This is a genomic window from Aquabacterium humicola (assembly GCF_030167915.1).
In the GTDB taxonomy this organism is placed as follows: Bacteria; Pseudomonadota; Gammaproteobacteria; order Burkholderiales; family Burkholderiaceae_C; genus Pseudaquabacterium; species Pseudaquabacterium humicola.
Genome location: NZ_JARGNB010000002.1, coordinates 864,715 through 877,115, shown reverse-complemented (window position 1 = coordinate 877,115; position 12,401 = coordinate 864,715). Strand labels below are relative to the sequence as shown.

Genomic DNA, 12,401 nt, shown 5'->3' with positions numbered 1-12,401 from the left:
GCGAGCAGCGAGGCGCGCGCTGCGTGCGCTATCGAACAGACCCGGCCGCGCGAGCTGCCTACCTTGGGCCGATGCCTTCGACCGATCCCACATCGCCTGCCGCCCACCTGGAGGCCGCGCCGGAGATCGACGCGCCGAACGAGCGGCCACGTTCCGTGCCACCGAACGAACGGCCCGGTCCCGTGCCACCGGACAAACGGCCCCATGCCGTGCCGTGGCCCGTGAAGGCCCTGGCGGCCTGCGCGCTGGCCACCATCGGCACGGTGGCGCTGCTGCACGGCGTGCCTGCGGGCGATGCGGTGCTGGCGGCCCTCGCGGTGCCGGCCCTGCTGGGACTGGCCTTCGTGGTCATCGACTTCGCGTGGACGCCGTGGCGCTCGGCGCAGGCCGAGCGGCGCGATGACCCCGCCGAGACGACGGAGCCCCCGCCGGCGTTCGTCGACACGCAGGCGACGTGGCGACAGCCCCGTCCCAGCGACGCGATCGCCAAGACGCCGATCACGCCCTGAACAGCGCCAGGAAGCGCTCGGTGGCGCGGCGCGCACGCGCGCGGATCGCCGCGTCGTCCGGCGGCGCGGCGATGCCCCAGAGCAGCCGCACCTGCAGGTCGCCCAGCAGCAGCCCGATGAAGGCCTCGATCGCCTCGGGCAGCGGCACGTCGGCGCGCAAGCGCCCCGCGGCCACTTGCCTTGCGAGATAGCGCGCCAGCAGCGGCGCGGTGTTGTCGCGCCCGTTGGCCGCCAGCGCCTGCGCCAGCTCGGGCGCGAGCTTCGCCTCGGCGATTGCCGCGCGGTTGATCGCCAGCGACTGCGGGCCGCTCAGCAGCCGCAGCAGGTGCTCGCCGAAGGTCTGCAGCGTCGGCGCCAGCGGCTCATCGGCGGTCAAGGCCTCGACGATGTCGGCGTTCATCGCCGCCGCGGCGCGCGCCACCAGCGCGGCGAAGAGGGCCTGCTTGGTCGGGAAGTGCTGGTACAGCGTGTTCTTCGAGGCCCGCGCGCGCGTCGCCACCTTCAGCATCGAGGTGTCGCGGTAGCCGTGCTCCTCCAGCAGCGCGAGCGCGGCGTCCAGGATCTCGTCGCGCCGGCGGGCGGCGCCGTCGTCGTCGGTCGGTGGGGGCGGCTGCATGGCCTGTTCGCGAAACAAAACGAGACGCAGCGAGACACCGCGCCAGTACCGCATGGTACTAGCATCACGTGGCCAGTACCGATCGGTACTCAAGGAGCCACCGTGAGCCCATCCCCCAGTCCCTGGACCCCGATCCACTTCAAGCTGAACGGTCGCGCCGCGCGGCTGGACGCCGACCCCGCGATGCCGCTGCTGTGGGCCTTGCGCGACCGCCTGCAGCTGCGCGGCACCAAGCCTGGCTGCCTGCAGGGCGCCTGCGGCGCCTGCACCGTGCACCTGGACGGCGCACCGGCGCGCGCCTGCCAGCTGCCGCTGTCGGCGGTCGCCGGCCGCGCGGTGACGACGATCGAGGGCCTGGACACCTCGCTGCGCACGCGCCTCGAGGCGGGCTGGACCGCGCACCAGGCGCTGCAGTGCGGCTACTGCCAGCCCGGCCAGGCCATGACCTGCGCGGCCCTGCTCGCGGCGCCCGAGCCGCCCTCGCCCGCGGCCCTCGAAGCCGCGCTGGCCGGCCACCTGTGCCGCTGCGGCACCGGGCCGCGCGTCGTGAAAGCCGCGCAGGCTGCCCTCGCCGCGGCGCCGCGGAGCGCGCGATGAACGGCGCCCTGCGCCTCAGCCGCCGCGCGCTGCTCGTCGGCGGCGCCGCCGGCAGCGCCGCGGTGCTGTTCGGCGCCGCCGCCGTGCGCGCCGATGCCGCGCCGCGCCGCGTCAACGCCTTCGTGCGCTTCGAGGGCGACGGCCGCATCGTGCTGGTCAACCCGGCCGTCGAGATGGGCCAGGGCAGCACGACGGCGCTGGCGCAGGTGCTGGCCGATGCGCTGGATGCCGACTGGCACGCCCTGCGCGTCGAGCCGGCCCCCTACGACGAGGCCTACGGCAACCCGCACTTCGGCCTGCGCCTGGTCACCGCCGACAGCGCCGCGACGCGTGCGTTCTGGCCGGTGCTGCGCGCGGCCGGCGCGCAGGCCCGCGCGGTGCTGGTGTGGAACGCGATGCAGCGCTGGCGCTGCGCGGCGGCGGACGTGCGCACCGAGTCCGGCTGGCTGCTGCACCGCGACGGCCGCCGCCTGGCCTATGCCGAGCTCGGCCCGCGCGCCGAACTGCCCGGCCTGCTCGACCGCCTGCCCGCGCTGCCGCCGCCGCCGTCGCGGCTGGTCGGCCGCGCGCTGCCGCGGCTGGACCTGATCGACAAGCTCGCCGGCCGCGCCGTCTACGGCGTCGATGCCCGCGGCGCGGACGCGCTGGTCGCGGTGCTGCTGCCGCCGGATCGCCTCGGCGCGACGCTGGTCGACGCCGGGGCGGGCGCGGCGCGCGCGCTGCCGGGCGTGATCGACGTGCGCCCGCTGCCCGGCGCTTCGGCGCCGATCGCGGTGATCGCGCAGGACACCTGGTCGGCGCTGCAGGCCCGCGCCGCGCTGCGGCCGCGCTGGCAGCCTCCCGCCGAGCCCTACGACAGCGAAGCGGCGCTGCAGCGCTTCGCCGCCATCGCGCGCGAAGGCGCCGCCGATGCCCATGTCGTGCGCGATGCCCGGCCGGCGTCCGGCGGCGCGCCGGTCGTGCAGACGCTGCAGGCGCTGGTGCTCAGCCGGCACGTCACCCACGCCGCGCTGGAGCCGCTGAACGCGCAGGCCACGCCGGCGTGGTTCAACCAGGGCGCGGACCTGGTCGCCTCGACGCAGGCCCCCAGCCTGGACATGCGCCGCGCGGCGCAGACCGCCAAGCGCCCGCCGCCGGCGTTCTCGGTGCAGTCCACGCTGGTCGGCGGCGCCTTCGGCCGCCGCGTCGACAACGATGCCGCCGGCGCTGCCGCCTGGCTCGCGCTGCAGCTGCAACGCCCGGTGCACGTGCTGCAGTTCGTCGGTGACGACATTCCGAACGGCCAGGTGCGCACGATCGCCGCGCAGCAGCTCGAGGCCGGCCTCGACGAGCGCGGGCGCATCGTGCGCTGGCTGCACCGCAGCGTCGGCAGCGCGACCACCGCGCGCTTGTTCCCCGAGCGCTTCGCGAAGGAGGGCTTCGACCAGACCCTGGTCGACGGCTCGGAGCACGGCTACGCCATCGCGCAGCAGCGCATCGAGTCGATCCACCGCCCGCTGCCGGTGGCCTGCGGCTTCCTGCGCGGCGTCGGCGCGGGCTTCAACGTCTTCGCGATCGAGACGCTGGTCGACGAGTGCGCGTTGGCCGCCCGGGCCGACCCGCTGGCCTACCGGCTGGCGATGCTGGACGACGCCCGCGCGCGGCGCGTGGTCGAGGCGCTGGGCGACCCGCCGGTCCCGCCCGGTCTCGCCGCCGGCCATGCCTTCATGAGCCTGCGCGGCTCGCACATCGCGCTGCGGGCGCTGGTCGGCCGCGACGACGCCGGCCGGCCGCGGCTGCACCGGCTGCAGTTCGCGGTCGACGCCGGCCGCATCGTCAACCCGGCGCTGGCGCAGGCGCAGATCGAAGGCGCGGCGCTGATGGGCTGGTCGATCGCCCGCGCCGAGGTGCTGGACTTCGCCGACGGCCGCGCGCGCCAGCGCTCGCTGGCCGACTACGCCGTCGCCCGCCTGACCGAGCTGCCGCCGGCGATCGACTGCCGCTTCGTCGACGCCGGCGATGCCGAGCCGCGCGGCGTCGGCGAGATCGCGCTGCCGCTGGTCGCGCCGGCGGTGGCCAACGCCTGGGCGCGCCTGACCGGAGAACGCCTGCGCGCGCTGCCCCTGCTGGGCGCCGGATCGTCCGGCGGCTGAGCGCGCGCGGCGGGCGAAGGCCCGGAGTCAGCCGGCTTTTCCGCCACTTATCCGCCGCTTCGGGCGCCAGCCGACCGGCAACATCCGGACATTCACCGTCGCCGGGCCTGCGCGCCCGGCCCGAACGCCCGGCCCCAACGCCCGACCCGCATGTCCGCCACGCCGCCAGCCGCCGCCCCCGACGCCGATGTCGACATCGACACCGGCGTGCCGGCCCGCGTGCAACGCTGGCACCACTATCTGAAGGACCTCGAGAACTACGCCGCGCTGCGCACGCCGCTGCAGAACCAGGGCACGCTGGTGCGCGTGACCGGCCTGGTGCTGGAAGCCGCGGGCGTGCGCGCGCCGGTCGGCTCGGTGTGCGAGGTGCACGGCGATGCCAAGGACCCGGTGCTGGCCGAGGTGGTCGGCTTCAACGGCGACCGCGCCTTCCTGATGCCCACCGGCGAGGTGCACGGCCTGACCAGCGGCGCGCGCGTCTCGGCGCGCTCGACGCCGCAGGCGCCGCCGCTGCTGGGCAAGGACAACCAGCTCTGGCGCCGGACGGAAGACCGCGGCCTGCACCTGCCGATGGGCGACGGCCTGCTCGGCCGCGTCGTCGACGCGCACGGCCACCCGATGGACCGCAACGGACCGCTGCAGTACGTGCGGCCCGAGCCGATGGTGCGCCGCCCGATCAACGCGATGGACCGCGACCCGGTGCGCACGCCGCTGGACACCGGCGTGCGGGCGATCAATTCGATGCTGACGATCGGCCGCGGTCAGCGCATCGGCCTGTTCGCCGGCACCGGCGTCGGCAAGTCGGTGCTGCTGGGCATGATGGCCCGCTACACCGCGGCCGACGTGATCGTCGTCGGGCTGATCGGCGAACGCGGCCGCGAGGTCAAGGAATTCATCGAGGACATCCTCGGCGAGGAAGGGCTGCAGCGGTCCGTGGTCGTTGCGGCGCCCGCCGATGCGCCGCCGCTGGTGCGCATGCAGGGGGCGACCTACGCCACCGCCATCGCCGAGCACTTCCGCGACGAGGGCCGCCACGTGCTGCTGTTGATGGATTCGCTCACTCGCTACGCGATGGCCCAGCGTGAGATTGCGCTGGCCATCGGCGAGCCGCCGGCCACCAAGGGCTACCCGCCGTCGTGCTTCGCGAAGCTGCCGCAGCTGGTCGAGCGCTCGGGCAACGGCCTCAACGGCGTCGGCTCGATCACCGCCTTCTACACCGTGCTGTCCGAAGGCGACGACCAGCAGGACCCGATCGCCGACGCCGCGCGAGGCATCCTCGACGGCCACATCGTGCTGTCGCGCGAGCTCGCCGAATCCGGCCATTTCCCGGCGATCGACGTCGAGCGCTCGATCTCCCGCGTGATGACCAGCGTCGCGCCGCGCGAGCAGCTCGACGCCGCGCGCCGCGCCCGTGCGCTGCTGTCGAAGCTGACGCGCGCGCGCGACCTGATCCAGCTCGGCGCCTACCAGCCGGGCCACGACCACGAGCTCGACCTCGCGGTGCGCCTGCAGCCGCAGCTGGTCGCGCTGCTGCAGCAGGACATGCATGACCGTGCCCCGCTCGACATGAGCCGCAGCCAGCTGTGCCGGCTGGTCGGCGTCTGACCGAACCCCACCAGGCCTGACCGATGAACACCTCGCTCCATACGCTGCTCGAACACGCCGAAGCCGAGCGCGACGCCGCGCTGACGGCGTTGCGCAACGCCGAGGCCGCCGCCGCGAGCGCGCAGGCCCAGGCCGAGCAGCTGAACACCTACCGCACGCAGTACCAGCAGCGCTGGTCGATGCAGTTCCGGCAGACCGGCACGATCGAGCTGCTGCAGTGCTACCAGGGCTTCGGCCAGCGGCTGGACCAGGCGATCACCCAGCAGGGCCATGTCGCCGCGCAGGCGCAGAACCGCGTCGCGCAGGCGCGGGCGCTGCTGCTCGAGCGTGAACAGCGCGTCGCCGCGGTCAAGAAGCTGATCGAACGCCGCGAGCAGGAACAGCGCCGCGTCGCCGACCGCCGCGAGCAGCGCAGCACCGACGAAGCCGCCTCCCGCGCCGGCAGCGCCAGTGGCGGCCGCGAGCACGGCGTCGCGCGCCTGGCCGCGTCCTTCATGTAACCCTCGAAGGCACCGCGCATGTTGAGCCTGCTGAACCCCTCGGCTTCACCCGCCCGCCCGGCGATCGCCGCCGACCCGCTCGGCGGCGGCCTGCGCGCCGATGGGCCCGGTGACAGCGACGGCGCCGGACCCGGTGGTTTTGCCGGCGCGCTGCAGCGCAGCGCCGACGCGCTGCAGGACGACGCCGCCGCTGCGGCACCCGGCCTCGCCGTGGCCCGCCGGGCCGTCGCAGCCGCCGACGCCCGCCGCGCGGCCGCCGGCCGCGCGCCGGCGCAGGACGTGGAACCGCCGCCGGTGGACGACGACGGCACCGAGCCGACCCTCGCGGGCGACTGCGGCCTGGCCGACCCCGCCGAGCCGGGTCTGTCCGACACCCTGCCCGCCACCGCCCTGCCGGCGCCGCTGCCGGCGATCGATCCCGACATCAGCCGCGCCGCCGGCCTGCTGCCCGCGCCGGCGACGCCGATCGCGACGGACGCCCCCGACGGCGATCCGGCGACCGCGACGCTGCCCCCGGCGGGCGCCGTGCCGGCGTCCCCGACGAGCGCCCGGGCCGGCGCTCCGGCGCCGGCCGTCGCCACCGCGCCACCCGTCGCCACCGCGCCCGCTGTCGCCGCCCGCGCCGCCGAACGCATCGCCGCCGCCGCGCGGCCGCTGCCCGACGCGGCCACGCCGAAGGCCCTGCCCGCGCCGATCGATCCGTTGCCGGGCGCGCCGGCACACGACGCCGCGTCCGCCGAACCCGCGGCGCCGGTCGCCGTCCGGCCCTCGACAACGGCCGAGCCCACCGCGCCCGCACCCACGGATTTGTCCACACAGACCGTCGAGCCGCGCGCGGCGACGGCGGCCGTGGCAGCCGGCGCCGACCCGGCCCCGACCGCACTACCCCCTGGCGCCGAAGCGGCGTCCGCCGCCCAGGCGCCGGTGCCCGCCGTCCTGGCAGCGCCGGTCCCCGCGACACCCCCCGCCGCCACGGCGCCGACGTCGGCGGCCGAGGCTGCCCCCTCCACCGCCGCCCTCGCCGCCACATCGCCGCCCGCCCGTCCGCTGCCGGCCGGCATCGGCGCCGTGCGCGCTGCCGAGCCGTCGGCGGCGGCGCCCGGTGGCGCGACGACCCGCCCGGGCCGCAGCGCCGATGACCGTGCCGGCGAACCGGCCGCGACGCGCGGCCCGTCCCGCGCATCGCGCACGGATGCCGCCACCGAACGCTTTACCGCCGACGCCACCGGCCGCAACCCGGGCGACGTCGCACCCCTGGCCGGCCGTGGCGCTGCGCAGGACGGCCGCGACGGCGCCGGCGGCAGCGACCGCTTCGCCGCGGCCGCTTCCACGCCGGCCGCCGGCCCGGCGCCCGCCGCATCGCCCGCCGCGCTGCCGCGCTTCGCAGACCAGCTGCAATCGCTGCTCGCGCCCGCGCCGGCCACTCCGGCCAGCCCCGCGCCGAGCTTCGCCGACGCGCCGACCTACACCCTGCCCACCTCGCCGCAAAGCCCCGAGTTCGCGCCGGCGATGGGCGCGCAGATCTCGCTGATGGCCAAGGAGGGCGTGCAGCAGGCGCGCATCGAGCTCAACCCGCTCGACCTGGGGCCGGTGCTGGTGCAGATCTCGCTGGACGGCAACGCCGCGCGGGTCGATTTCCATGCCGAGGTGGCCTCGACGCGCCAGGCCATCGAATCCTCGCTGCCGACCCTGGCCGGCTCGCTGCGCGATGCCGGCATGACGCTGGCCGGCGGCGGCGTGTTCCAGCAGCCGCAGCAGCAATCGTCGCCGGGCCGCCACGGCGACGACGGCCACCGCCGCGGCAGCGGCCCGCGCGGGCGCGACGACGACGCTTCGGCCGGCCCTGCCGGCGTGAGCACCGTCAGCGCCGCGCCGCGCCGCGGGCTGGTCGACCTGGTCGCCTGACCCCCCGGCGTCGGGGCGCCTGCCGGCCGCAGCGGCCCGGCGGGCACCCGGTCGTTCACCGCGTCAAGCCGTCCCCGGCCGCAAATCGCGGCCGCTTTCCCCCGCTATTCGCGACTTCGCCGATCCCCCCGCGGCCGAACAATGGCCGGCAACACCCGTGATGGGTCTGATCTGCCGGAGCTTGCATGTCCACCGCCACCGCCGATGTCGCCGATGCCACCCCGCCGAAGGCCGCCGGCAAGAAGAAGCTGATCATCATCGTCGCCGCCGCGCTGCTGCTGGTGCTGGCCGGCGGCGGCACCGGGCTGTTCCTGCTGAAGAAGTCGCGCGCCGCTGCGGAAGCGGAGGCCGAGGAGACCGACGGCAAGGCCGTCGCGAAGGCCAAGCTCGAAGAGGAGAAGGTCGAGGAGAAGCGCGTGCCGCCGATCTTCGTGCCGCTGGACCCCTTCACCGTCAACCTCGCCGACCGCGATGCCGAGCGCTATGCGCAGATCGGCGTGACGCTGCAGATCGAGGACGCCAAGGTCGGCGAGGAGCTCAAGCTCTACATGCCGGCGATCCGCAACAACATCCTGATGCTGCTGGCGCACAAGACCGCCGGCGAGCTGCTGACCCGAGAAGGCAAGCTGCGCCTGGCGCAGGAGATCCGCCGCGAGGCCATGCGCCCGCTGGGCATCACGCTGCAGCTGGACGACGAGGATCCGCCGGCCGCCGGCACGAAGAAAAAGAAGAAGAAGGCGCCGGTGGACTACCCGGTCAAGGCCGTGCAGTTCAGCAACATCATCATTCAATAACTCCGCAGTGACGCGGCCCACTCCTTCGTTCGAGCCGAGCGCATGAATCAGCAGATCCTGTCGCAAGACGAAGTCGATGCGCTGCTGCAAGGCATCACCGGCGAGAGCCAGAAGCTCGAGCAGGAAGACACGCCCACCGGCGGCATACGCGACTACGACCTCGCCAGCCAGGAACGCATCGTTCGTGGGCGCATGCCCACGATGGAGATCATCAACGAGCGGTTCGCGCGGAACATCCGCATCGGCTTGTTCAATCTCATCCGCAAGAGCCCCGAGGTCGCGATCGGCGGCATCAAGGTGCAGAAGTACAGCGCCTTCCTGCGCGAGATCGTCGTGCCGACGAACTTCAACATCGTCTCGGTGCGCCCGCTGCGCGGCTCGGGCCTGATCGTCTGCGACCCGACGCTGGTCTTCGCGGTGATCGACGCGCTGTTCGGCGGCGCCGGCAAGTTCCACACACGCATCGAGGGCCGCGACTTCTCGCCCACCGAGCAGCGCGTGATCCTGCGCCTGGTCGAGACCATCATCGCCGAGTACAAGAAGGCCTGGTCGGGCATCTACCCGGTGGAGATGGAGTACCAGCGCTCGGAGATGCAGCCGCAGTTCGCGAACATCGCGACGCCCTCCGAGATCGTCGTCGCCACCAGCTTCACGCTGGAGATCGGCGAGACCACCGGCACGGTGCACTTCTGCATTCCCTACTCGACGCTCGAGCCGATCCGCGACGTGCTGTACAGCACGATGCAGGGCGACTCGAGCGAGCCCGACCGGCGCTGGGTCAAGCTGCTGAAGCAGCAGATCCAGTCCGCCGACGTCAAGCTGGTCGCGGAGCTCGCGCACGCCTCCGCGACGGTCGAGCAGCTGCTCGCGTTCAAGCCCGGCGACTTCATCGAGCTGGACCTGAATCCGATGATCCAGGCCAAGGTGGACGGCGTGCCCGTCTTCGACTGCCACTACGGCACCTCCAACGGCCGCTACGCCATCAAGATCGACAAACTGTTGACCAGCACCCCCGCGGGCTGGCTCGGAGAGAGCAATGAGTGAACCGCAGATGTCCGAAGAGGACCGCATGGCCGCCGAGTGGGCGGCCGCGCTGGCCGAGGCCAAGCCCGCGGACAGCGGGATGTCGACGGCGGTCGAGAGCGTCGCGGCCGCTTCGTTCGCGAACTTCGCGCCGACCGGCGTGGCGCCGAATGCCGCCGGCAACGACCTCAACATGATCCTGGACATCCCCGTCCAGCTGACCGTGGAGCTCGGCCGCACCAAGATCCCCATCAAGCACATCCTGCAGCTCGCGCAGGGCTCGGTCGTCGAGCTCGAGGCGCTGGCCGGCGAGCCGATGGACGTGCTGGTCAACGGCTACCTGATCGCGCAGGGCGAGGTGGTGGTCGTCAACGACAAGTTCGGCATCCGGCTGACGGACATCGTCACCCCGAGCGAACGCATGCGCCGCCTGTCGCGCGCCTGACGCCAAGGAACGCCGCCGAATGAACTCCGTTCTCGGGCCGGTCGCCGCCTTCGTCGCGGTGCTGGTGCTGATTCCCGTCGCGCTGTGGCTGCTCAAGCGCACGCCGATCGGCGCCGCCGCGTCGCAGGGGCCGATGAAGCTCGTGGCGGCGCTGCCGCTGGGGCCGAACCAGAAGCTGCTGACCGTCGAGGTCGGCTCGGGCGACGAGCGCCGCTGGCTGGTGCTGGGCGTGACGCCCGGCGGCATCAATGCGCTGCACACGATGGCGCCGCAGGCCGAGCTGCCCGCCGCCGGCCAGGCCGCGCTGCCGTTCGCGCAGCTGCTGTCGCGTGCGCGTGGCGCCGCTCCCGCCGCTCCCGCCGCTCCCAAGGGGGACGACGGTGCGCACTGAATCGATCTTCTTTTCGCGCGTCGCTCGCCGCATCGGCCAATGCCTGGCCGTATCGGTGATTTCGGCACTGCCTGCAGCGGCTTTAGCGCAGCAGGCCACCGGCGGCGCCAACCTGCCGCTGCTGATCGGCCAGGGCGCCGGCGGCACCAGCTACTCGGTGCCGATCCAGACGCTGCTGTTCTTCACCGCGCTGTCCTTCCTGCCCGCGGTGCTGCTGCTGATGACCGGCTTCACCCGCATCGTGATCGTGCTGTCGCTGCTGCGCCAGGCGCTGGGCACGCAGGCCGCGCCGCCGAACCAGGTGATCGTCGGCATGAGCCTGTTCCTGACCTTCTTCGTGATGTCGCCGACGATCGACAAGGTCTACACCCAGGCCTGGGCCCCCTACCAGGCGCAGCAGATCGACTTCAGCGAAGCCCTGAAGCGCGGCGAGCTGCCGATGCGCGAGTTCATGCTGAAGCAGACGCGCCAGAGCGACATGCAGCTCTTCGCCAAGCTGGCCAAGGTGGACCCGGCGGTCAAGGGCGAGCAGATGCCGTTCTCGGTGCTGGTGCCGGCCTTCGTGACCAGCGAGCTGAAAAGCGCCTTCCAGATCGGCTTCCTCATCTTCATCCCGTTCCTGATCATCGACATGATCGTGGCCAGCGTGCTGATGAGCCTGGGCATGATGATGTTGAGCCCGGTGCTGGTCGCGCTGCCGTTCAAGCTGATGCTCTTCGTGCTGGCCGACGGCTGGAACCTCCTCCTCGGCTCGTTGGCCGCCTCCTTCGCGACTTAGGTAGAACATGGACTCGTCCCACGTCTTCACGCTCGGCCAGCAGGGCCTGTACATGCTGCTGATGATCTCGGCGCCGGTGCTGCTGTCGGTGCTGGTGGTCGGCCTCGTGGTCAGCATCTTCCAGGCCGCGACGCAGATCAACGAGCAGACGCTGAGCTTCGTGCCGAAGGTGCTCGCCGCCGTCGCCGTGCTGGCGATCGCCGGGCCGTGGATGATCACGATGCTGGTGGACTACATCCAGCGCACGCTGCAGTCGATTCCTTCGATGGTCGGCTGACGCCGCCGCCCTCGCCCGCCGCGCCGTGATCAGCTTCACCGAAGCCCAGCTCACCGGCTGGCTCACGCCGCTGCTGTGGCCCTTCCTGCGCGCGCTGGCGCTGTTCACCGCGCTGCCGGTGTTCAGCCAGCGCTCGGTGCCGATGCGGGTGAAGGTGTCGCTGGCCTTCTTCATCGCGCTGGCCTCGCAGGCCTCGCTGCCGCCGATGCCGGTGGTGCCGCTGGATTCGGCGGCCGCCTTCATGCTGGTGATCCAGCAGGTGCTGATCGGCGTGACGCTGGGCTTCGCGGTGCGCGTGGTGTTCGCCGCGGTGGAGTTCGCCGGCGAGCTGATCGGCCTGCAGATGGGCCTGAACTTCGCCGGCTTCTTCGATCCCGCCACGGCATCGCAGGGCACCGCGTCGGGCCGCTTCTTCGGCACCATCGTCGGCTTCCTGTTCATCATCGTCAACGGCCACCTGGCCATCATCATGGCGCTGGCGAAGAGCTTCGTGATCTTCCCGGTCGGCCCCGAGCCCTTCGCCTTCCTGCGCGCGGTGAACGTGCCGGCCTGGGGCGCCGAGGTGTTCTCGATGGGTCTGTGGATCGCGCTGCCGCTGGTGGGCATGCTGCTGTTCGTCAACCTCGTGCTCGGCGTCATCTCGCGCGTCGCGCCGCAGATCAACATCTTCGCGATCGGCTTTCCGGTCACGCTGGGCGTCGGGCTGGTGGGCATGCTGCTGACGCTGCCGCTGCTGGAGCAACCGTTCACGATGGCGCTGGAACGCATGCTCGGACACTTTCAATAGCGTTTCGCGTTCAAGCCGGACCCGCTGGGTGTCGAAATGGAA

Annotated in this window: 14 protein-coding genes; 13 read left to right on the top strand and 1 reads right to left on the bottom strand. The window is 73.1% G+C overall.

Annotation, left to right across the window (positions count from 1 at the left end; genetic code table 11):
• Positions 1-209: 209 nt before the first annotated feature.
• On the top strand, positions 210-509 hold the full coding sequence (locus P1K89_RS14250; protein WP_284617100.1) for a hypothetical protein: 300 nt from the start codon (positions 210-212) through the stop codon (positions 507-509).
• Here P1K89_RS14250 and P1K89_RS14245 read toward each other — a convergent pair.
• Entirely contained in the window at positions 499-1,125 is a 627-nt protein-coding gene (locus P1K89_RS14245; protein ID WP_284617099.1) for a TetR/AcrR family transcriptional regulator, read from the bottom strand. The two genes, P1K89_RS14250 and P1K89_RS14245, sit on opposite strands and share 11 nt — an antisense overlap.
• Before the next feature lie 102 nt (positions 1,126-1,227).
• Here P1K89_RS14245 and P1K89_RS14240 point away from each other — a divergent pair, with 102 nt between their 5' ends.
• The 12 genes from P1K89_RS14240 to fliR all read left to right on the top strand — a co-directional run bounded on the left by P1K89_RS14240 (position 1,228) and on the right by fliR (position 12,359).
• Positions 1,228-1,722, top strand: coding sequence for a (2Fe-2S)-binding protein (locus P1K89_RS14240; RefSeq protein WP_284617098.1), 495 nt, complete (start codon positions 1,228-1,230; stop codon positions 1,720-1,722).
• Positions 1,719-3,854 carry a molybdopterin cofactor-binding domain-containing protein gene (locus P1K89_RS14235; RefSeq protein ID WP_284617097.1) on the top strand — a complete coding sequence of 712 codons (2,136 nt, stop codon included), beginning with the start codon at positions 1,719-1,721 and terminating at the stop codon, positions 3,852-3,854. The genes P1K89_RS14240 and P1K89_RS14235 overlap by 4 nt, the downstream gene beginning before the upstream one ends.
• A 150-nt stretch (positions 3,855-4,004) precedes the next feature.
• Positions 4,005-5,459, top strand: a complete 1,455-nt coding sequence (fliI, locus tag P1K89_RS14230) for a flagellar protein export ATPase FliI (protein ID WP_284617096.1) — start codon at positions 4,005-4,007, stop codon at positions 5,457-5,459.
• Positions 5,460-5,482: 23 nt separating this feature from the next.
• Positions 5,483-5,959: a flagellar export protein FliJ gene (fliJ, locus tag P1K89_RS14225; RefSeq protein WP_284617095.1), complete on the top strand. Its 477-nt coding sequence runs from the start codon at positions 5,483-5,485 to the stop codon at positions 5,957-5,959.
• 18 nt (positions 5,960-5,977) lie between these two features.
• Entirely contained in the window at positions 5,978-7,864 is a 1,887-nt protein-coding gene (locus P1K89_RS14220; RefSeq protein ID WP_284617094.1) for a flagellar hook-length control protein FliK, read from the top strand.
• Positions 7,865-8,049: 185 nt separating this feature from the next.
• Complete coding sequence (locus tag P1K89_RS14215; RefSeq protein WP_284617093.1) at positions 8,050-8,658, top strand: flagellar basal body-associated FliL family protein; 609 nt, start codon at positions 8,050-8,052, stop codon at positions 8,656-8,658.
• 42 nt (positions 8,659-8,700) lie between these two features.
• Positions 8,701-9,702: a flagellar motor switch protein FliM gene (gene fliM / locus P1K89_RS14210; protein ID WP_284617092.1), complete on the top strand. Its 1,002-nt coding sequence runs from the start codon at positions 8,701-8,703 to the stop codon at positions 9,700-9,702.
• Positions 9,695-10,126, top strand: coding sequence for a flagellar motor switch protein FliN (gene fliN, locus P1K89_RS14205; RefSeq protein ID WP_284617091.1), 432 nt, complete (start codon positions 9,695-9,697; stop codon positions 10,124-10,126). Before fliM ends, fliN begins: the two co-directional genes overlap by 8 nt.
• A 19-nt stretch (positions 10,127-10,145) precedes the next feature.
• The gene (gene fliO, locus P1K89_RS14200; RefSeq protein ID WP_284617090.1) at positions 10,146-10,517 is read left to right on the top strand and encodes a flagellar biosynthetic protein FliO; all 372 of its coding nucleotides are present in this window, start codon (positions 10,146-10,148) and stop codon (positions 10,515-10,517) included.
• 31 nt (positions 10,518-10,548) lie between these two features.
• Positions 10,549-11,295, top strand: coding sequence for a flagellar type III secretion system pore protein FliP (gene fliP, locus P1K89_RS14195; protein WP_439897995.1), 747 nt, complete (start codon positions 10,549-10,551; stop codon positions 11,293-11,295).
• A 7-nt stretch (positions 11,296-11,302) separates the two neighbouring features.
• Complete coding sequence (gene fliQ, locus P1K89_RS14190; protein WP_284617089.1) at positions 11,303-11,572, top strand: flagellar biosynthesis protein FliQ; 270 nt, start codon at positions 11,303-11,305, stop codon at positions 11,570-11,572.
• Between the two features lie 25 nt (positions 11,573-11,597).
• Positions 11,598-12,359: a flagellar biosynthetic protein FliR gene (gene fliR, locus P1K89_RS14185; RefSeq protein WP_284617088.1), complete on the top strand. Its 762-nt coding sequence runs from the start codon at positions 11,598-11,600 to the stop codon at positions 12,357-12,359.
• Positions 12,360-12,401: the final 42 nt, after the last annotated feature.

Excerpts from the sequence above, each read along its gene's own strand:
- P1K89_RS14245 (WP_284617099.1), bottom strand. The coding sequence starts at position 1,125 with ATGCAGCCGCCCCCACCGACCGACGACGACGGCGCCGCCCGCCGGCGC.
- P1K89_RS14235 (WP_284617097.1), top strand. The coding sequence starts at position 1,719 with ATGAACGGCGCCCTGCGCCTCAGCCGCCGCGCGCTGCTCGTCGGCGGC.
- fliI (WP_284617096.1), top strand. The coding sequence starts at position 4,005 with ATGTCCGCCACGCCGCCAGCCGCCGCCCCCGACGCCGATGTCGACATC.
- fliJ (WP_284617095.1), top strand. The coding sequence starts at position 5,483 with ATGAACACCTCGCTCCATACGCTGCTCGAACACGCCGAAGCCGAGCGC.
- P1K89_RS14220 (WP_284617094.1), top strand. The coding sequence starts at position 5,978 with ATGTTGAGCCTGCTGAACCCCTCGGCTTCACCCGCCCGCCCGGCGATC.
- P1K89_RS14215 (WP_284617093.1), top strand. The coding sequence starts at position 8,050 with ATGTCCACCGCCACCGCCGATGTCGCCGATGCCACCCCGCCGAAGGCC.
- fliM (WP_284617092.1), top strand. The coding sequence starts at position 8,701 with ATGAATCAGCAGATCCTGTCGCAAGACGAAGTCGATGCGCTGCTGCAA.
- fliN (WP_284617091.1), top strand. The coding sequence starts at position 9,695 with ATGAGTGAACCGCAGATGTCCGAAGAGGACCGCATGGCCGCCGAGTGG.
- fliO (WP_284617090.1), top strand. The coding sequence starts at position 10,146 with ATGAACTCCGTTCTCGGGCCGGTCGCCGCCTTCGTCGCGGTGCTGGTG.
- fliQ (WP_284617089.1), top strand. The coding sequence starts at position 11,303 with ATGGACTCGTCCCACGTCTTCACGCTCGGCCAGCAGGGCCTGTACATG.